The sequence below is a fragment of the Burkholderia sp. BCC0405 genome (genome assembly GCF_902833075.1).
Lineage (GTDB): Bacteria > Pseudomonadota > Gammaproteobacteria > Burkholderiales > Burkholderiaceae > Burkholderia.
Window position 1 is genome coordinate 175,252 of sequence record NZ_CADFEO010000011.1, and the last position, 19,453, is coordinate 194,704.

At 68.1% G+C, this 19,453-nt stretch carries 13 protein-coding genes; 6 read left to right on the top strand and 7 right to left on the bottom strand.

Translation table 11 applies throughout. The features are described from left to right. The first annotated feature begins 86 nt into the window (after window positions 1-86). Window positions 87-6,134, top strand: a complete 6,048-nt coding sequence (locus HWX36_RS20090; RefSeq protein WP_175953967.1) for an MG2 domain-containing protein — start codon at window positions 87-89, stop codon at window positions 6,132-6,134. Between the two features lie 10 nt (window positions 6,135-6,144). Then, window positions 6,145-8,388: a penicillin-binding protein 1C gene (gene pbpC / locus HWX36_RS20095; protein WP_175953969.1), complete on the top strand. Its 2,244-nt coding sequence runs from the start codon at window positions 6,145-6,147 to the stop codon at window positions 8,386-8,388. A gap of 23 nt (window positions 8,389-8,411) precedes the next feature. Here pbpC and HWX36_RS20100 read toward each other — a convergent pair whose 3' ends face one another. Then, entirely contained in the window at window positions 8,412-9,038 is a 627-nt protein-coding gene (locus HWX36_RS20100; RefSeq protein WP_175953971.1) for a LemA family protein, read from the bottom strand. An 82-nt stretch (window positions 9,039-9,120) separates the two neighbouring features. After that, window positions 9,121-10,539, bottom strand: coding sequence for a TPM domain-containing protein (locus tag HWX36_RS37250; protein ID WP_175953973.1), 1,419 nt, complete (start codon window positions 10,537-10,539; stop codon window positions 9,121-9,123). A gap of 211 nt (window positions 10,540-10,750) precedes the next feature. Here HWX36_RS37250 and HWX36_RS20110 point away from each other — a divergent pair, with 211 nt between their 5' ends. Beyond that, window positions 10,751-11,440: a hypothetical protein gene (locus HWX36_RS20110; RefSeq protein ID WP_175953975.1), complete on the top strand. Its 690-nt coding sequence runs from the start codon at window positions 10,751-10,753 to the stop codon at window positions 11,438-11,440. 39 nt (window positions 11,441-11,479) lie between these two features. Here the strand turns inward: HWX36_RS20110 and HWX36_RS20115 are convergent, their stop codons facing one another. Continuing rightward, entirely contained in the window at window positions 11,480-12,001 is a 522-nt protein-coding gene (locus HWX36_RS20115; RefSeq protein WP_175953977.1) for a GNAT family protein, read from the bottom strand. Window positions 12,002-12,022: 21 nt separating this feature from the next. Beyond that, the gene (locus HWX36_RS20120) at window positions 12,023-13,276 is read right to left on the bottom strand and encodes a multidrug effflux MFS transporter (RefSeq protein ID WP_175953979.1); all 1,254 of its coding nucleotides are present in this window, start codon (window positions 13,274-13,276) and stop codon (window positions 12,023-12,025) included. A gap of 302 nt (window positions 13,277-13,578) precedes the next feature. Between HWX36_RS20120 and HWX36_RS20125 the strand changes: the two genes are divergently transcribed. From HWX36_RS20125 to HWX36_RS20135, 3 genes are all read left to right on the top strand, one after another. Then, window positions 13,579-14,121 (top strand): hypothetical protein, encoded by a 543-nt coding sequence (locus tag HWX36_RS20125; protein WP_175953981.1) that lies wholly within the window; start codon window positions 13,579-13,581, stop codon window positions 14,119-14,121. 362 nt (window positions 14,122-14,483) lie between these two features. Beyond that, entirely contained in the window at window positions 14,484-15,344 is an 861-nt protein-coding gene (locus tag HWX36_RS20130) for a DUF1989 domain-containing protein (protein WP_175953983.1), read from the top strand. Window positions 15,345-15,428: 84 nt separating this feature from the next. Continuing rightward, entirely contained in the window at window positions 15,429-16,103 is a 675-nt protein-coding gene (locus HWX36_RS20135) for a GntR family transcriptional regulator (protein WP_069260171.1), read from the top strand. A gap of 14 nt (window positions 16,104-16,117) precedes the next feature. Here HWX36_RS20135 and HWX36_RS20140 read toward each other — a convergent pair whose 3' ends face one another. From HWX36_RS20140 to HWX36_RS20150, 3 genes are all read right to left on the bottom strand, one after another. Then, window positions 16,118-16,516, bottom strand: coding sequence for an ectoine synthase (locus tag HWX36_RS20140; RefSeq protein ID WP_175953985.1), 399 nt, complete (start codon window positions 16,514-16,516; stop codon window positions 16,118-16,120). A 61-nt stretch (window positions 16,517-16,577) separates the two neighbouring features. After that, on the bottom strand, window positions 16,578-17,924 hold the full coding sequence (locus tag HWX36_RS20145; protein WP_175953987.1) for an amidase family protein: 1,347 nt from the start codon (window positions 17,922-17,924) through the stop codon (window positions 16,578-16,580). Window positions 17,925-17,947: 23 nt separating this feature from the next. Continuing rightward, window positions 17,948-19,450, bottom strand: coding sequence for an amino acid ABC transporter permease/ATP-binding protein (locus HWX36_RS20150; RefSeq protein WP_175953989.1), 1,503 nt, complete (start codon window positions 19,448-19,450; stop codon window positions 17,948-17,950). Between the last annotated feature and the right edge of the window lie 3 nt (window positions 19,451-19,453).

Genomic DNA, 19,453 nt, shown 5'->3' on the forward strand with positions numbered 1-19,453 from the left:
ACCGTGCGGCGCGATGCGGGCGCATGTCGGTCGGTTAGAATCGCGTGCAATCAAACAGAAAGCTTCCCTCCGAGGGCAATCGAGCGATGAAGCAGCACGACAAACAGAACAAGGCAACGCGAACCGACCACACCGCCCGGCTGCTCTGGCGCATTGGCGCCGTCGCGGCGCTCGGCGGCGCCACGGCGCTGTCGCTGCATGCGGGCGCGGCGCGCACGGTGAGCGTGTCGCCGCAAGGCACCGTCACCGAAGTCAGGCAAGCCGTCGTCAAGTTCGACGAACCGATGGTCGCGTTCGGCTCGGCTTCCGCGCCGAATCCCGCGCGTGTCACCTGCAACGATTCCACGGCCGCGCGCGGCCAGGGTCACTGGCTCGACGACAAGACCTGGGTCTACGATTTCGAAAACGACCTGCCTCCTGGCGTGCGCTGCTCGGTTGCACTCAACGACACGCTGCGCTCGGTCGCCGGCAATGCGGCCAGCGGCCCGCGCCGCTTCACGTTCCAGACGGGCGGCCCGTTCCCGGTGAACGTCCGTCCCGGCTCGCGCGAGATCGAGGAACGGCAGATGTTCGTGCTGAAGCTGAACGGCCCGGCCGAACCGCGCTCGGCGCTCGCAAACATCTGGTGCGAAGCAGCCGGCATCGGCAACCGCATTCCCGTCACGGCCGCCGACGACGATGCGCGCAACGCACTGCTCGATCACTTCGGCCTGAAGAAGGATGCCGCGCGCGTGCTGACGCTGTCGTGCGCACAGGCGCTGCCGGCCAGCGCAAAGATGCAGCTCGTCTACGGCAAGGGCGTCACGAGCCCGAGCGGGATCCCGAACGAAACGGAACGGCGCTTCGATTTCACCGTGCGCGCACCGTTCGCCGCGAGCTTCTCGTGCGAACGCGAGAATGCGAAGGCGCCCTGCACGCCGCTGCGCCCGCTCACGCTGTCGTTCAACGCACCGATCTCGCGCAAGAACGCCGAGGCGATCAAGCTGCGCGGCCCCGACGGTTCGCTGTCGCCGACCTTCGCGGCCGACGACAAGAGCGAGGAAGTCACCACCGTCACGTTCAACCCGCCGCTGCCCGAACAGGCCGGCCTGACGATCGAATTGCCGTCGGGCCTGCGCGACGTGACCGATCGCTCGCTGTCCAACGCCGACCTGTTCCCGCTCGCGACGCGCACCGCGCCGATGCCGCCGCTCGCGAAATTCTCGTCGGGCACCTTCGGGATCGTCGAGCGCTTCGCCGAACCCGATTCGCCCGCGCTCGTGCCCGTCACGCTGCGCAACGTCGAGGCCGACCTGCATATCGACGGCTTCAACACCCGGGGCGCGCAGTTCTCGAACCTGAAGGTCGACGACGACACCGCGATTCGCCAGTGGATGCGCACGGTCGACCGCTTCGACAACTGGTCGATGACGGCCGGTTCGATCGACAGCCAGATTCCCGGCCTGCTCGAACGCAAGGGCCAGCACCCCGTCTACGTGCCGCGCGAAGCCGGCGAAAAAGCGCCCGCGCCGCAGGATCGCCGCATCGACGTGCGCTCGCTGACGCTGCTCAAGGGCCAGCCCGGCGTGCAGGCGCTGACGCTGCCGAAGGCGGACCCGAAGGCACTGCGCCCGTTCGAAGTCGTCGGCGTGCCGATCGACAAGCCCGGCTTCTACGTGCTCGAACTCGCGTCGCCCGCGCTCGGCCGCTCGCTGCTCGCGAAGCCGTCGAGCATGTACGTGCGCACCACGGTGCTCGTCACCAACCTCGCCGTGCACCTGAAACAGGGCCGCGAAAACAACCTCGTGTGGGTCACGACGCTCGACAAGGGCAAGCCCGTGCCGAACGCGCAGATCCGCGTGTCGGACTGCAATGGCGACGAGATCGCGTCCGGCAAGACCGACGCACAGGGCCTGCTGAAGATCGACGGCGCGTTCGAATCGAAGCGTGCATGCAGCTCGTCCGATTCGGAGCAACGCTTCGACGACTACTTCGTGTCGGCCCGCGTGAACGATCCGAAGACGGGCCCCGACATGGCGTTCGTCAGCTCGGGCTGGAACCGCGGGATCGAATCGTGGCGCTTCAACGTGCCGACGGACACCGACAGCGCCCAGACCGTGCGCGCGCATACGGTCTTCGACCGCACGCTGCTGCGCGCGGGCGAAACCGTGTCGATGAAGCATTTCATCCGCACCGAAACGCTGCAGAGCCTCGCGTTCCCTTCGCAATACCCGACGCGCGTGACGATCCGCCATCTCGGCACGGGTCAGACCTACAAGCTGCCGCTCACATGGGCGGCCGACCACAGCGCGGACACGCAGTTCACGCTGCCTGCCGCCGCCAAGCTCGGCGAATACAGCGTCGAACTCGAAGGCGGCCCGGAGGACGCGCCGACCGCCACCTATTACAGCGGCAGCTTCCGCGTCGAGGCATTCCGCCTGCCGGTGCTGAAGGGGTCGATCGGCGCACGCGACGCGCAGAAAAGCCCGCTCGTCGCCGTGAAGGAAGCGCCGCTCGCGGTGCAGATCGACTACGTGTCGGGCGGCGGCGCGTCGAACCTGCCGGTGCAGGTGTCGGCGCTGATGAAGTGGGCGTCGCCGCCGTTCGCGGATCGCTTCGAGGATTTCAGCTTCACGCCGTATCGCCCCGACACGAGCGACGGCAATGCCGACGACGATTCGCAGGACGGCGACAATGCGTCGGCCTCGAACAACGACCCCGACGCAACGAAGCTGATCGCCGACAAGCTGCCGCTGACGCTCGACCGCAACGGTGCGGGCTCGGTCACGCTCAAGGGCCTGCCCGACGTCGACGCACCGAAGCGCATCGCGCTCGAAGCGACGTTCGCCGACCCGAACGGCGAAGTGCAGACGATTCGCGGCGACACGATCCTGTGGCCGGCCGCGGTCGTGGCCGGCATCAAGGCGGGCCGCTGGGTATCGGTCGGCCAGCGCGTGCCCGTGCAGGCACTGGCGGTCGACCTGCAAGGCAAGCCGCGCGCATCCGTGCCGATCGAGATCAAGGGCGTCGCGCACATCACGACGTCGTCGCGCAAGCGGATGGTCGGCGGCTTCTATGCATACGACAACAAGAGCGACACGCGCGACCTCGGCGTGCTGTGCTCGGGCAAGACCGACGACAAGGGCCGCATGGCCTGCGACGCGACGCTCGAACAGGCCGGCAACGTGCAGCTGATCGCGGTCGCCAAGGATGGCGACGGCCGCACGTCGAATGCATCGACGTCGGTGTGGGTCACGCGCGAAGACGAACTCTGGTTCGGCGGCGACAACACCGACCGGATCGACGTGATCCCGGAGAAAACCTCGTACGAACCGGGCGAAACCGCCCGCTTCCAGGTGCGCATGCCGTTCCGCTACGCGACCGCGCTGGTCGCCGTCGAGCGCGGCGGCGTGATGGAAACGCACATCGTCGAGCTGAACGGCAAGAATCCGACGGTCGACCTGAAGGTTGGCGAATCGTGGGGGCCGAACGTCTACGTGTCGGTGCTCGCGCTGCGCGGCCGGATTCGCGAAGTGCCGTGGTACTCGTTCTTCACGTGGGGCTGGAAGGCGCCGGTCGAATGGGCGCGCGCGTTCTGGCGCGAAGGCCGTCACTATGAAGCGCCGACCGCGTTCGTCGACCTGTCGAAGCCGGCGTTCCGCTACGGTCTCGGCGAAATCAAGGTCGGCACGGGCGTGCACCGCCTCGGCGTGACCGTGACGACCGACGCGACGCGCTACACGGTGCGCAGCAAGGCGCAGGCGCACGTGAAGGTCACGCTGCCGAACGGCCAGCCCGCGCCGGCCGGCACGCAGATCGCGGTCGCGGCCGTCGACGAGGCGCTGCTCGAACTGATGCCGAACAACAGCTGGGACCTGCTCGACGCGATGCTGCGGCGGCGCGCGTACGGCGTCGAGACGGCCACCGCGCAGATGGAGATCGTGGGCCGCCGCCACTTCGGCCGCAAGGCCGTGCCGGCAGGCGGCGGTGGCGGCAGCGCGCCGACGCGCGAGCTGTTCGACACGCTGCTGCTGTGGAATCCGCGCGTGGCGCTGGATGCGAACGGCAGCGCGACCGTCGAGGTGCCGTTGAACGACGCGCTCACGCGCTTCCGGATCGTCGCGATCGCGGCGGTCGGCCCCGACCGCTTCGGCACCGGCAGCACGTCGATCCGCAGCACGCAGGATCTGCAGTTGATCTCCGGCCTGCCGCCGCTCGTGCGCGAAGGCGACGCGTTCCGCGCGCAGGTCACGCTGCGCAACACGACCGACCGCGCGATGCAGGTCGTCGTGACGCCGCGCGTGACGGGCCTCGATGTCGCGCCGCAGACCGTATCGCTCGCGGCCAATACGGCAACCGAGGTCGCGTGGACGATCACCGTGCCCGAGCAGGCGCTCGACGCAGCCGGCGCGCTGAACTGGCGAATCGAAGCGGCCGAGCAAGGCGGCAAGCGCGCATCCGACGCGCTGGCAGTCGCGCAGAAGGTCGTGCCCGCACTGCCGGTCACCGTGCAGCAGGCGACGCTCGCGCAAGTCGACGGCACGCTGACGGTGCCGGTAGCCTCCCCTGCCGGCGCCGCGAACAACGCGCAAGGCCTGCCGCGCGGCGGCATCGCGGTATCGCTGCAGTCGAAGCTTGCCGACGGGCTGCCCGGCGTGAAACGCTGGTTCGAGCGCTATCCGTACCGCTGCCTCGAACAGCAGACCTCGCGCGCGATCGGCCTGCGCGACCCCGCGCAATGGCAGGCGCTGATCGCACGCATGCCCGTCTATCTCGACAGCGACGGGCTCGCGAGCTACTTCCCGCCGTCGTCCGACGATTCGCATGCCGGCAGCGCGACGCTGTCGTCGTACCTGCTCGTGGTGTCCGACGAGGCAAGCCGTCTCGACCCGCGCTTCGCGCTGCCGGAAGACCTGCGAACCCAGCTCGAGGCCGGGCTCGCGCGCTTCGTCGACGGCCGCCTCGAACGCAACACGTGGGCGCCGCGCCAGGATCGCGACCTGCGCAAGCTGGCCGCGATCGAGGCGCTGTCGCGCTACGGCGCCGCGCAGGGCCGCATGCTCGGCTCGATCGAGATCGCGCCGAACCAGTGGCCGACGTCGGCGGTGATCGACTATCACGCGATCCTGACACGCGTGAAGGACATCCCGCAACGCGACGAGAAGCGCGCACAGGTCGAACAGATCCTGCGGGCACGCCTCACGTACCAGGGCACGCAGCTCGTGTTCTCGACCGCACGCGACGACGACCTGTGGTGGCTGATGACCAGCAACGAGACCAACGCGGCGCGTCTCGCGCTGGAATTCGCGGGCGACCCGGCGTGGAAGGACGAGATGCCGCGCGTGACGGCCGGCCTGCTCGCGCTGCAGCGCCAGGGCGCATGGCAGACCACGACGTCGAACGCGCTCGGCCTGCTCGCGGTCGAGCGCTTCTCGCGCACCTACGAGAGCACGCCGGTTGCCGGCGCGACGAAGGTCGCGCTCGGCGGCGACGCGCGCACGATCTCGTGGTCGCAGGCATCCGCACCCGCGCCCGCCGACACGCCGGCGTCGGCCACGCCCGCCACCCGCGCCGCCGCGGCCCGCAGCGTGATGCTGCCGTGGCCGCGCGCGTCGCAGGCGCCGGCCACGCTGTCCGTCACACAGGACGGCACGGGCCGCCCGTGGGCCACGATCGAAAGCCTCGCGGCGGTGCCGCTGCGTTCGCCGTTCGCGGCCGGCTACCGGATCACGAAGACCGTCACGCCCGTATCGCCCGCCGTCAAGGGCGTGCTGACGCGCGGCGACGTCGTGCGCGTGCATCTCGACATCGATGCGCAGAGCGACATGACGTGGGTCGTCGTCAACGATCCGGTTCCGGCCGGTTCGACGATCCTCGGTTCGGGCCTCGGCCGCGACTCCGAAGCCGCGACGCAAGGCGAGAAGACGCCGGACGGCGCATGGCCGGCGTTCATCGAGCGCGACTTCGACGGCTACCGCGCGTACTACGACTATCTGCCGAAGGGCAAATTCTCGGTCGAGTACACGGTGCGGCTGAACAACGTCGGCACGTTCGGGCTGCCGCCGACGCGCGTCGAGGCGCTCTACGCGCCGTCCGTGTACGGCTTGTGGCCGAACCCGCCGATGACCGTGAAGCCGGCCGAACCGGGCAAGTAACGAGACATTGATGATCGATCCGGTATTGCCGCGGCCGGCGCGTTTCGCCGGCCGCGTATTCGTCGCCATCGTGCTGGCCGCGCCGCTCGTCGCGCATGCGCTGCCGAGCTACGACACGGTGCGCCGCAACTGGCGCAGCTCCGACTGGGTGCTGCTCGCGCGCGACGGCACGCCGCTGCAGCGCACCCGCGTCGACCTCGCCGAACGGCGCGGCGACTGGGTGTCGCTCGCCGATGTGTCGCCCGCGTTTCGCGAGGCGATCGTCGTGTCGGAAGACAAGCGCTTTTATGAACACAGCGGCGTCGACTGGCGCGGCATCGCCGGCGCCGCATGGGGCAACCTGTGGAACGAGCGCACGCGCGGCGCATCGACCGTCACGATGCAGCTCGCAGGACTGCTCAGCGATTCGCCGCGCCGGTCGGGCCAGCGCTCGCTGCCGCAGAAGGCGACGCAGGCGGTCAACGCGCTGCTGCTCGAACGCGGCTGGCGCAAGGACCAGGTGCTCGAGGCGTACCTGAACCTCGTGCCGTTCCGCGGCGAGACGATCGGCCTCGCCGCGCTGTCGCAGGTGCTGTTCGGCAAGGCGCCGTCGGGCCTCGACGCCCGCGAAGCCGCGATCGCGGCCGCGCTCGTGCGCGCGCCCAATGCGACGCTCGCGAAAGTCGCCGAGCGCGCATGCCGGATCCTGCGCGACATGCATGCCGAGCAGGCCTGCGCGTCGCTCGACGGTTACGTGCAGCTCGTCACCGCGCGTCCGGCCAGCGCCGCGCGCGACGACGGCGCCGCCCTCGCCCCGCACTTCGCGCGACGCATCGCGGCCGAGGTGCGGCCAACGGCCGGCGCACAGGTGCGCACGACGCTCGATGCGCCGCTGCAGCGCTTCGCGCGCGACACGCTGATGCGCGCGCTGACCGAACTCAACGCGCCCGCGCACCGGCGCAACGTGCAGGACGGCGCGGTCGTCGTGATCGACAACGCGACCGGCGAGATTCGCGCGTGGGTCGGATCGTCGGGCGCGCTGTCGAGTGCGCGCGACGTCGATGCCGTGCTCGCGCCGCGCCAGGCCGGCTCGACGCTCAAGCCGTTCCTCTATGCGCAGGCGATCGACGAGAAACGGCTGACAGCCGCGTCGCTGCTCGACGATGCGCCGATCAACCTCGCCGCCGGCGGCGGCCTGTACATTCCGCAGAACTACGACAAGGATTTCAAGGGCTGGGTGAGCGTGCGCAGCGCGCTCGGCGGCTCGCTGAACGTGCCGGCCGTGCGTACGCTCGTGCTCGTCACGCCGCACCGCTTCGCACGCACGCTGACCGCGCTCGGCCTGCCGCTCGCGCAGGAAGGCGACTACTATGGCTTCAGCCTCGCGCTCGGCAGTGCGGACGTCACGCTGCTGTCGCTCACCAACGCGTACCGCGCGCTCGCGAACGGCGGTGTTGCCCGCAAGGTCGTCGACATGCCCGTGCCCGTGCCCGCGCCGGCGTCCGGCGCGTCGGCCGCCGCGCAAGCCACCGACGGAACGCGCGTGTTCAGCGAGGCGGCCAGCTTCGTCGTGGCCGACATCCTCTCCGACAACAACGCGCGCGTGCGCACGTTCGGCTTCGACAATCCGCTCGCGACGCGCTTCTTCTCGGCGGTCAAGACCGGCACGAGCAAGGACATGCGCGACAACTGGACCGTCGGCTTCACGTCGCGCTATACGGTCGGCGTGTGGGTCGGCAATGCGGACGGTTCGCCGATGTGGGACGTGTCGGGCGTCACGGGTGCGTCGCCGGTATGGTCGGCTGTCGTCGGCTACCTGCACCGCGACCAGCCGAGCCGCGCACCGCGCGCGCCGGCCGGCGTCGAGACGCGCCGCATCACGTTCGAAGGCGATATCGAACCGTCACGCAACGAGTGGTTCATCGCGGGAACGGCGCTCGACACGATCCGGCTCGCCGCCCCCGTCACGCCAGGCAAGGACGGCGCACGCGCGCCGCTGACGATCGGCGCGCCGACCGACGGTACGATCTTCGCGATCGACCCGGACATTCCGCCGAAGAACCAGCGGATCTGGTTCGAGCGCTCGGCCGGGCGCGCCTCGAAATTCGCGTGGCGGCTCGACGACAAGGTGATCGGGCATGCCGATCGCGTCGCGTGGATGCCGTGGCCGGGCCGGCACCGGCTCGAACTCGTCGATACGCGCGGCAATGTGGCCGATGCGATCGGCTTCGAGGTGCGCGGCGCTTTCGCGAAGGCGGCCGAGCGCAAGCCCTGAGCGCGTGAGACCGTGAGCCGGCGTTACTCGCCGGCCACGTTTGCCTTTGGCGGCTGCGGCTGTGCGGAGAAATCGAGCGTCGGCGCGACCGAGATCGCCGCTGCGTTCGCCACGCCGAAATTCGGCCGTGGCTGGTAGCCGAAGATCCTCGCGATCACGACGCCCGGGAACTGGCGGATCTGCACGTTGTAGTGCTGCACCGTCTTGATGTAGCGGCCGCGCGCGACCGCGATGCGGTTTTCCGTGCCCTCGAGCTGCGTCTGCAGATCACGAAACGCTTCGTTCGCCTTCAGCTCCGGGTAGCGCTCGGACACCACCATCAACCGGCTCAGCGCCGCCGACAGCTCGCCCTGCCGCTGGTCGAACGCCGCGAGCGCGGCCGGATCCTTCGCCATTTCCGGCGTCATCTGCACGCTGCCCACGCGCGCACGGGCCGACGCCACCTCGGTCAGCACGCGCGCCTCGTGCAACGCGTAGCCCTTCACCGACGCCGCGAGGTTCGGCACGAGATCGGCGCGGCGCTGGTACTGGTTCAGCACTTCGGACCACGCGGCATTGATGTCCTCGTCGGACGACTGGATCGCGTTGTAGCCGCACCCCGCGAGCGGAGCCAGCACGCAGCACACGAGCAGGATTCGAAACCATTTCATCGTGGATTGTTTCCGGTTGAACGCTCCGGGTGGAGCGGTAGGTGAAAGGAATCGGGTGCGCGGGCAAGCCGCGCGCAGGGGGCTACCAGCGGCCCGACGCGCCGCCGCCGCCGCTCGAACCGCCGTCGCCGCGGAACGTATCGGAGCTCGAGCGTGACCGGGAACCGGACGAGGAAGACGACGAAGACGAACCGATGCCCATCAGCTTCGCCCAGATCACGGCGAGCACGCACAGCACGCCGAAGATGCCGGACAGCACTTCCTCGACCGAATAATCCATCTCGCGCCCGATCGCGATGATCATGAACAGCGTCCCGCCCACGATCGCCGTGTATATGCGCACGCGCGCCGACAGAAACAGTTTGATGCCGAGCAGGCACGGCGCGATACCGGCCGCCGCCGGGACGAACAGCGCGGCGCCCAGCATCGCTTCGAGACTGCCGTTGAAGATCGCGCCGACCGGCAGCATCACGATCGGCACGACGGCCGCCACGAGCCAGGCGGCCAGCAGCGTCACCCTGCGGCGCAGCCGGCGCCACTGCGCGACCACGCCGAGCACGACGTTGGCGAGCGCGAGCAGGAACCAGAAGCGCACGCCTCCCGTGTTCGTGCGTTTCCTCTCGGGCAGGCCGTTCGGCTGGTACTTTTCGCCGCCGGTCCGTGCGTCGCGGGGCGATGCGTTCGTGGCGCCGGTCGTGGCCGCCGCTTCCGTTTCGTATGCGTCGTCGCGCCCTCCGGGCGCTGCCGTGGGTGCCGCGTGCTCCGGCGTGGCGACGTCCGCCGGCAACATTTGGCGCGTCAACGCATCCACCGCATCGCTGATGCCGGCTTCAATACGGTTCTCGCGGAATGCCGGCACGATCCGCTCGCGGATGATCCGGCCCGCGACGATGTCCGGAATCGTGCCTTCGAGCCCGTAGCCGACTTCGATCCGCACGGTATGGTCGTTGAGCGCGGCGACGAGCAGCAGCCCGTTATCGACTTCGGCCTTGCCGAGCTTCCAATGGTCGAATACGGTGGTCGCGAACTGTTCGATCGTCGCTTGCCCGGTCGACCCGACCAGCAGGATCGCGACCTGTACGCCGAGTTGTCGTTCGAGCGCAGCGAGGCGGTCGGTCAGTTCGGATGCGCAGGCGGTGCCGAGCACGCCCGTCGTGTCCGTCACGCGGCCTTTCAGCGGTGGCGCGGCTTCGGGTTTTGCGGCGACCGGATAGGCCGCTGCGGCGGCCACATGCGTGCAGGCCGACTGGGCCGGGGTGAAAAGCGTGGCGGCCGACGAAGCCGCGACGGCGGTGCTGCCGTCGTCGGCGGTCGCCGCCGTGGCCGCGCCGCCGAACAGTACGACCGCGCTTGCCAGCAAGGCCGTGGCCTGCCAGAAGCCGGGCCTGCCAGCCGCACCCTTCATGCTGCGCGTGCGCCGAACGCCGTTTCGGGTCGTGCCTGCCCGCGATGCCGGATCGCCCTCACCGCCCGGCCGGCCCGCCTGTCGTTTCAAGTTCATGTCGGAAACGGCGCGCCGACTCCATCGGGAACGGCGCGTTCTCTCGTCGTTTTTAATCGTCCCGCAGCATAACCAATTGCGAAAGGAACCGAAAGGCTTCCGGAAGGAACGACAAACCCGCAAGCAACCCGCGAATCCGGAATCTAGAATGTGAAAAGCGCCGCCTCTTGGGCTCGCACCGGCTGCCCCTTTCTCCCGGACACCCGCCACCATGAACACTCCCCCCAGGCGTTTCATCCGCCCCGCGCTGGGCACGCTCTGCCTCGCCACCCTCGCGACGCTTCAGGCTTGCAACGGCGATGCCTGCTTCGGCGTGGATGCCTGCTTCAACAACACCACGCAGACCGTCGCGATCTCGGGCACGGCCGCGACGGGCGACGCACTCGCCAGCGCGCAGGTGACGGTCAGTTGCGTGACGGGTTCGGCGACAACGCTGACGGATGGCGGCGGCAACTACAGCGTAACGGTCAATGCCGCGCTGCCGTGCGCGATCACCGTGACGTCGGGCGGCACGAGCCTGCATTCGCTCGCGTATGCGGGCGGCACGTTCAATACAACCCCCGAGACCGAACTGATGCTGGTCTATCTCGCCGCCCAGCTCGGCACGGACACGGCCACATTGATCGGCAATTTCCAGGGTAATCCGCGCTATCAGCAGGCGATGAACAGCTCGAGCACCGTGCAGGCCGCGCAATCGGCCGTGGTCACGAACCTGCAGCAGCGCTATTCGGTCACGCTCGCGGCACCCGCATTCCTGACCACACCGTTCACGGTCGGGCAGCCGGGTGTCGACGGCGATCTCGTCGCGCTCGCGAAAGCCGGCGCGATCGACTCGAACGGGATGCCGGATCCGGCTGCCGTGTCGCTGCTGACGCAGGCCGGCGCGGCGCATCCGCTGTAAGCGGCCGGCGGCGGGAAGAAGATCGCCCGGTAACGGGCGTCAGGTGCGCGTTTCGTGCTCGCCGTCGGCCAGCAGCGCCCACCGTTCGTGGTCGCGCCATTCGCCGCCGATGCGCAGATAGCGCGGCGAAAACCCCTCTTTCGTGAAACCGAGCCGCCGAACCAGCGCAATCGACGCGTGGTTGCCGGGCTGGATGTTCGCTTCGAGCCGATGCAGCCCGAGTTCGCCGAACGCGACGCCGATCGCCGCGCGCATGGCCTCGGTCATCAGCCCCTTGCGGCTGAACGCCGCCATGCCGTAGTACCCGAGGTACGCGCTCTGGAACACGCCGCCCACGATCTCGTTGAGGTTCACCACGCCGACCACCGCCCCTGACGTACGCTCGCGCGCAACGAGGCCGACGTTCGGCCCCGTCAGGCAGCGGGCGAACCACTGGTCGAAACCCGCCTGGTCGGTGAACGCGTCGACCCACGGCAGATGGTGAGTCCGGCTCGCGCGATTGGCGGCGATCAGGTCGGCGGCGTCGGTTCGGGCGACGCGGTTCAGCAGGATCGGGTTCATGGGTCGGTCGACAGGCGGCACTTACGCGGCCTCTTCGCGCCCGCACACGACGGGCGCGGCCTGGGCCTGCTGCTGCGACAGGTACCGCAGCAGCTTGGTGACCATCCACACGACGATGCACGACAGCGCGACGAAGAACACCGCGAGCGGCGTCAGCACATGAATCGACACGAAACCGGCCAGCCCCATCATCGCGGACGACACCAGCAGCAGCGCGCATCCGAGGATCGCGCTCGTCAGGCCGGCGATATGCGGAAACAGCGAGTTGCCCTTGGCCATCAGCGTCGGGTACATCGCGCCCGCGCAGAAGCCCATCACGAGCACCGGCATCGCCAGCGTCCAGACGCGCAGCCCGACGGTCAGCGCCAGCACCAGCATTGCGACCGACGCGCCTGCCATCACGCGCGCGCCGATGCGCAGCCGTTGCTCGGCGCTCGGCAGCCCGGGCCCGTGAATCCGGTTCGACAGGCCGCCGAGGAAATACATCAGCCCGATCCCGAGCGCGAGATAGCCGAAGAAAGTCGGCGGCTTGTGCAGCGTGGTCTGCACCATGAACGGCCCGACGATGTTGAACACGAGCAGGATGCTGTAGCACAGCCCTTGTGCCAGGAAGCAGCTCTGGAACACCGGGCTCGCCAGCACCTTGCCCGCGTTCGTCATCAGCGTGCGCGGCTCGAGATGCACCGGTTTCGGCAAGGTTTCGCGGTAACGCCACAGCAGCGCCCACATCACCAGCGAGTACACCAGCAGGAACACGAGGCACGCGCGCCAGCCGAACCATTCCTGCAGGTGCGCGCCGATCACCGGCGCAACGATCGGCGCGAGCCCCCACGCGATCGACATGTACGTAAACGCGTGCATCAGCGCCTGGCCGGAAAACGAATCGGTGATGATCGCCTTCGCGAGCAGGTTGGTGGTCGCGATCCCGAAGCCCTGCAGACAGCGCGCCAGCACGAACGTCTCCAGGTTCTGCGCGCCGAGCGACAGCAGGCAGCCGATCGTGTAGATCACGAGCCCGAACGCGAGCACGCGCTTGCGCCCGTATGCATCGGCGATTGGCCCGAAGATGAGCTGGCCGAGCGCATAGGCCGCCATGTAGCCGGACACGCTCGACTGGATCGCCTGCGGCGTGGTCGCGAACGAGCGTGCCATGTCGGGTAGCGCGGGCACGTAGATGTCGATCGCGAGCTGGCCGGCGGACGCGAACAGGCAGATCAGGAACAACAGGAAACGCGGCGAATTCGACTCGCGCGCGGGAGTGAGCGTGGCGTTCATGACGACCGGGAAGGATTCAGGCGGCGGCGACGCAGCCGCGTGATGTTCGAATGGCGAACGTGCGTGCGATCGCGGCGAATCACGTATTGTGCCTGCAGTTGCGCCGGACGGCCGGATTCCCCTGGCACGGGCGAGGTTGAATGCCGATCGAAGGCTGCGCTGCAATGTGCGGGCCGGGCTGCTCGGCCGGGGTTTTAATGCTGATTTAAGCCAGCACCGCCACAGTGACGGTGGCTCTTTCCGTGAGCCGTACGATTCGTTCATTGTTGATTCGATCAGTATCGTTTGATGGAGATACGAAGATGCGATTCCGTTCGTATATGACAGCGGGTGCGCTGGCGCTGATGCCGGTACTCGCGATGGCCGGGCAGGCAGGCACCGCTGCGGCCGCGCAACCGATGTTCGTCAACGTCAACGGGCAGGCCGTGCCCGTGAAAGCCGAAACACACGTGGTACAGACGGCCGTCGGCCCGATGAAGGTCAGCACGTGGAGCTGGCACAGCCCGCAAGGCGGCGCGAGTTTCGAGATGCAGACGTCGTCGGGCGGCATGCCGCCGGCCGCGGCGCTTCGGCAGATGCAGGCCGCGCAGTACCAGATGCAGGCGGCCCAGGCGCAGATGGTCGCCATGCAGCAGCAAATGATGGCGCTCCAGCACGTCGCGCTCGCCAACGCATTCGGGATGTCGGCGCCGCAGCCGGTCGGGTTCGCGATGCCGCTCTGGGCGATGCCCGAGCCGGTGCTCGTCATCGTGCCGGCGCAGCCGTCCGCGCGGTCGGTGGCGCCTGCGCCCGCAACGGACACGCCGGCCCGGCCGGCCGCGCGTGGACCTGAAATCAAGGCCTGACGCAACGCTGCGTCGCGCGCGCGAGCAAGCGAGCAAGCGAGCAAGCGAGCAAGCGAGCAAGCGACTGACAGCGATACCGAAACCGCCGGCACACGCCGGCGGTTTTTTATTGCCGGTCGCGCGCCTCCCGCGCGTTTCCCGTCCCGGCGAACGCGCGCTGCCGGCCCGCTCCAGAGCGGATCGAAACGCCGGCCCCTCCGTACTTTCCACCCATTGACACACCTCCCCGCCTTCCCTCTATACTCCCCGAAGCGTCGATAAATTGTTGAACAATCTATCGTTGGAATCGACGCCTGACCGGCCAGCACAAAGGATTCCAGCCGGATCGTCGCACCTGCCCACTTCCCCGAGAGTACCGCGTCATGTCGAACTATCCCGCTGCCTACCAGGTCACCAAGGGCTCCGTCCTGAACGTCGACACTGCCTTTTATTCCGCGATCGCCCGACGCCAGGACGCGCGCGAACGCATCGAGTCGCATGTCGTGCCGATCCGCAGCGGCTTCGCATGGACGGTGCCGGCCGGCCACGTGTTCCGCATCGTCACCCTGGAAGGTCCGCAGGTCGCCGACTTCAACATGTGGAACCTGCACAATCCGCGCGAACGCATGTGGGCGTCGCGCACCCGGCAATTGCAGGCCGCGCACGTGAGCACGTTCGACCGGCTCTGGTCGACACTGCCGTACCTGCGCCCGATGGCGACGATCACCGACGACACGCTGGCCGACTATGGCGTCGACAGCGACGGCGGCCGCGTCCACGACCTGCTCGGCACACGCTGCGACCCGTACGTGAACAAGCTGCTGACCGGCGAGGATTTTCATTTCCACTGCCACTCGAACCTCGTCCGCGCCGTCGCGCCCTACGGGCTGACCGAATTCGACGTGCACGACGTGCTCAACGTGTTCCAGTGCACGGGCCTGAACCGCGACGACAAATACTTCATGAAGGCATGCCCCGCGAAACCGGGCGACTATCTCGAATTCTTCGCGGAAATCGACCTGCTGTGCGCGATGTCCACCTGCCCCGGCGGCGACCTGTCGGTGCCGATGTGGGGCCCCGACGCGCGCGACCCGATCGACGTGTGCCGGCCGCTCGGCGTCGAGGTCTACCGGCTCGCCCCGAGCCTGCTCGAAGGTTGGTCGTCGCCGTCGGTCGCGCCGTATCGCGGCCAGCACGGGATGCAGCCGCCGCAGGCCGACTGGCAGCGCGACAAGACGGCGTAACGCGCGCCGCAGCCCGTAGAATGGCGAAACACCGCCGGCCGCCACGCCGGCGGCGCACGATCAGGAGAGGAGCGAACGAACGGCATGGCAAGCGAAAAAGCGAGAGGACAGTCGGTCGCTGACCGAATCAGCCATCAACTACGCGAGCACATCATCAGCGGCAAGTTGCCGCCCGGCACTGCACTGATCGAAATGGACCTTGCCGCCGAATACGACACGTCGCGCAATTCGCTGCGCGAAGTGCTGCACCAGCTCGGCCGTGAAGGGCTCGTCACGTTCGTGCGGCACAAGGGCGTCGTCGTGCGCACGCTCAACCGCCAGGACGTGCGCGATCTCTACGTCGCGCGCCGCACGCTCGAACTGCATGCGCTGAACACCGCCGAACTCGCGCAACCGGCGCTGCTCGAGAAAATGCAGGCCGCGATCCGTGCGGCCGAGCGCGAACTCGACAAGCAGAACTGGCAGGCCGTCGGCACGCACAGCTTGCGGTTTCATCAGCATATTGTCGCGCTGCAGAAATCGGCGCTGCTCGACGAGTTCTTCCGAACCATCTCGGCCCAGCTGCGCCTCGTCTTTGCCGCCGACCCCGACGAGCGGCGCGTACAGACGCCCGACTGGATCCAGCGCGAGTACCAGATCTACGACCTGCTCACGCAGAACCGTCGCAGCGAGGCCGTCACCACGCTGGCACGCTATCTCGACGATTCCGAGCGGATGCTCGTCGAAGCGATCAAGCGCAGCCAGCGCGAGGCCGCGTAAGCATCGCGCGGCCGTCAGGCGCGCTCGTCCTCCGGCAGCGCGTAACTGCCGTCTTCCCGGTGCGTTTCGAGCCCCGTGAGCGGCGGGTTGAACACGCACACGAGATGCAGATCGCCCCGCGTCGCGCGCAGGATATGCGGATCGTTCAGGTTCAGTGCGTAGATCGTTCCGGGCGCGATCCGGTGTACGTCGCCCGTCGCCGTATCGACGACTTCCCCCTCTCCCGCCACGCAATAGTTGGTTTCGAAATGGTTCTTGTAGTGCAGATGCAGCTCCGCGCCTTCGTGAACACACGTCTCGTGAACCGAGTAGCCGACGCCGTCCTGTTTGACGATCATGCGCTTGCTGTCCCAGCCCGGACCGCGTGCGTGGCGTTCTGTATTGGCGATATCGCCCGATCTTACGACAATCATGAGTTTTCCTTAATAGTGTCGATGAACAATGACAAGGCAAGCCTTGTCGCCGGAAAGCAGGTCATGCGGAATCGGCAAGCGCGCGCTCGACCGCCGCGGCGATATCGAGCAGCCGCGCGTCCATACCGCGGCGCCCGGTGATCAGCAGGCCGACCGGCAGTCGATCGTGCAGGTCGCCGGGCAGGCTGATGCTCGGCAGGTCGAGCCGATTCGCGAATTCGGTCAACCGGAACGCACGCCCGTTCTGCTCGAGGTACGCGGCTTCGTCGGCGAGATCGGTCATGCGCGGCGGCAGCATCGGCACCGTTGGCGTCAGCACCGCATCCGCATCGCCGAGTTCGGCATCGTAGGTGTCCGCCATTGCGGCGAGACGCAGCAGCGCGGCCGCATAATCGTGTGCGCGCACCTGCTCGCCCGCGGCAATGCGCGGTCCGACCAGCGGATCGTAGCGGTTCGCTGCCGTCGCGAGCCGCGCACGGTGCAGCATGAACGCTTCGGCCGCGATGATGCCGCCCGCACGGGCGACGGCACCGGCCTCGGCCACACAGTCGAGCCGCTTGCGCCGGATCCGCGCGCCGTGTGCGGAAAGCCGCGACAGCCGCGCGTCGAATGCCCGCGCAACGACGGGATCGAGACCGTCGGTCGCGAACGGCTCGGGCACGATGAAATCCAGATCACGAACCAACACCGGCGTGCGCGCCGGCCGCCGTTCGTCATGACCGCACAGCACCGCGTCCGCGCGACGGCACAGGTCGACCGTCGCGGCCAGCAGGCCCGGTACATCGAAGCTGGTCGACAGAAACTGCATGCCGCCGTCCGGATAACGTCCGCGCGACGGCTTGAATCCGGTCACGCCGCAGAATGCCGCCGGAATGCGTGCGGAGCCGCTCGTATCGGAACCCAGCGACAGATCGGCCGCGCCAAGCGCGACCGACACGGCCGCGCCCGAACTCGATCCGCCGGCAACGCGCTCGCGCCGCGCATCGAGCGGTGTCGTCGGCGTCCCGTACGCGCGGTTCACGCCGAGCGCACCGTACGCGAACTCGGTCATCGCCGTCTGCGCGACCAGCACCGCTCCTGCACCACGCAATGCCGACACCGCCGTCGCGTCGACGGCGGCCGGCGGCGCGTCGGCAAGCACGCGCGAACCGGCATGCGTAATCCAGCCCGCGCAATCGAAGCATGCCTTCACCGTCAGCACGACACCGGCCAGCGGCAAGCCGGCCGCACCGGCGCGCCGCGGCGCATCGCATGCGTGCGCATCGGCCATCGCTGCGGCGTCGCGACGCGCCAGCCACGCCGCGTCGATGTCGTCGGGATACGCGTCGGCATGCGCGAGACATGCGCGCAGCCGGTCGACGCACGCCTGTTCGATCGCAGCGCCGTGATGCAAATCCGCCGAATTCATTTCCGCTTCTCCCGGATCATTCGTCATGCGAAGTGAACGTGCTTCAGGAAGTCCTGCACGCGCTCATCGGCGCTGCCGCGAATCCGTTCAGGCGGCACGTCGTACAGGATCCGGCCGTTTTCCATGAATACGATGCGATCGGATACCTTGAACGCGAAGTTCATCTCGTGCGTGACGATGATCATCGTCATCCCCTCCTTCGCGAGCGTTTCGACGACCTTCAGCACTTCGCCGACGAGTTCGGGGTCCAGCGCCGACGTCGGTTCGTCGAACAGCATGATCGACGGCCGCGTCGCGAGCGCGCGCGCAATGGCGACGCGCTGCTGCTGGCCGCCCGACAACTGATGCGGGTACTTGTTCGCATGCTCCAGCATCCCGACCTTCGACAACAGCGACAGCGCCTGCAGCCGGATCGCCGCCTCGTCGGCCTGGCGGTGATAGCACGGCGCCATCATCACGTTCTGCAGCGCGGTGCGATGCGGAAACAGGTTGAAGCTCTGGAACACCATGCCGATATCGAGAATGCGCTCGTTCGAGACGCGCGGCGGATGCGAACCCGACGCCCGGACGAACGGCTCGCCGTACAGGTCTATCTCGCCCGCGTTCACCGGCGCAAGGCCGTTGACGGTGCGAATCAGCGAAGTCTTGCCCGAGCCGGACGGGCCGATGATCGACACCACCTGCCCCGGCACGACGTCGAGATGGATGTCCTTCAACACCTCGTGTCGCCCGTAGCGCTGCTGCACGCCCTTCAGGCGCAGCGCGAATTCGGCGTTCGCGCGCGGTCTCGGCGCGACGGCCGGCGCCGACAGCGGCAATTCGACGTGCGTGTGGCCGGCCGGCGCGGGTGCGCGGCGGCTGACGTCGAGGTGCCGCTCGAGATAGCCGAGCAGTCGGCTGAACACCGTGACGATCAACACGTAGTAGAACGCGACGGCCAGCATCGTTTCGAACACGAGGAAATTCTGCGTGTACAGCCGCTGCCCGACGAGCAGGATCTCGGCGAGCGAGATCACCGACACCAGCGACGTCAGCTTCACGATCGTGATGAACTCGTTCGCGAGCGCCGGTAACGCGATGCGGATCGCCTGCGGCATCACGATCATTCGCTGGATGCCGGTAAACCGAATGCCGAGCGCACGCCCCGCTTCGAGCTGCCCGCGCGGCACCGACAGGATCCCGCCGCGATGGATCTCCGCGAAATACGCGGTCTCGCTCAGCACCATCGCGATCAGGCCGGCCGTAAACGGATCGGACAGGACCGCGCTGGTCGCCGGAAAGACCTGCGGCAGGTTGTAGATGAAGACCAGCAGCACGAGCAGCGGCAGGCTGCGGAAAAACCAGATGTAGACGGCCGCCACCCGCTTCAACAGCGGCCGGTGCGATTGCCGCGCGAGTGCCAGCGGGAAGCCGAGCAGCACACCGAGCACCCACGCCGCGACGCTGAGTTCGACGACCACGACGCAGGCGCGCCAGAAATCCTTGTCCCCCAACAACTGAAACGCATAGTGCCAATCGAACTGCATCGA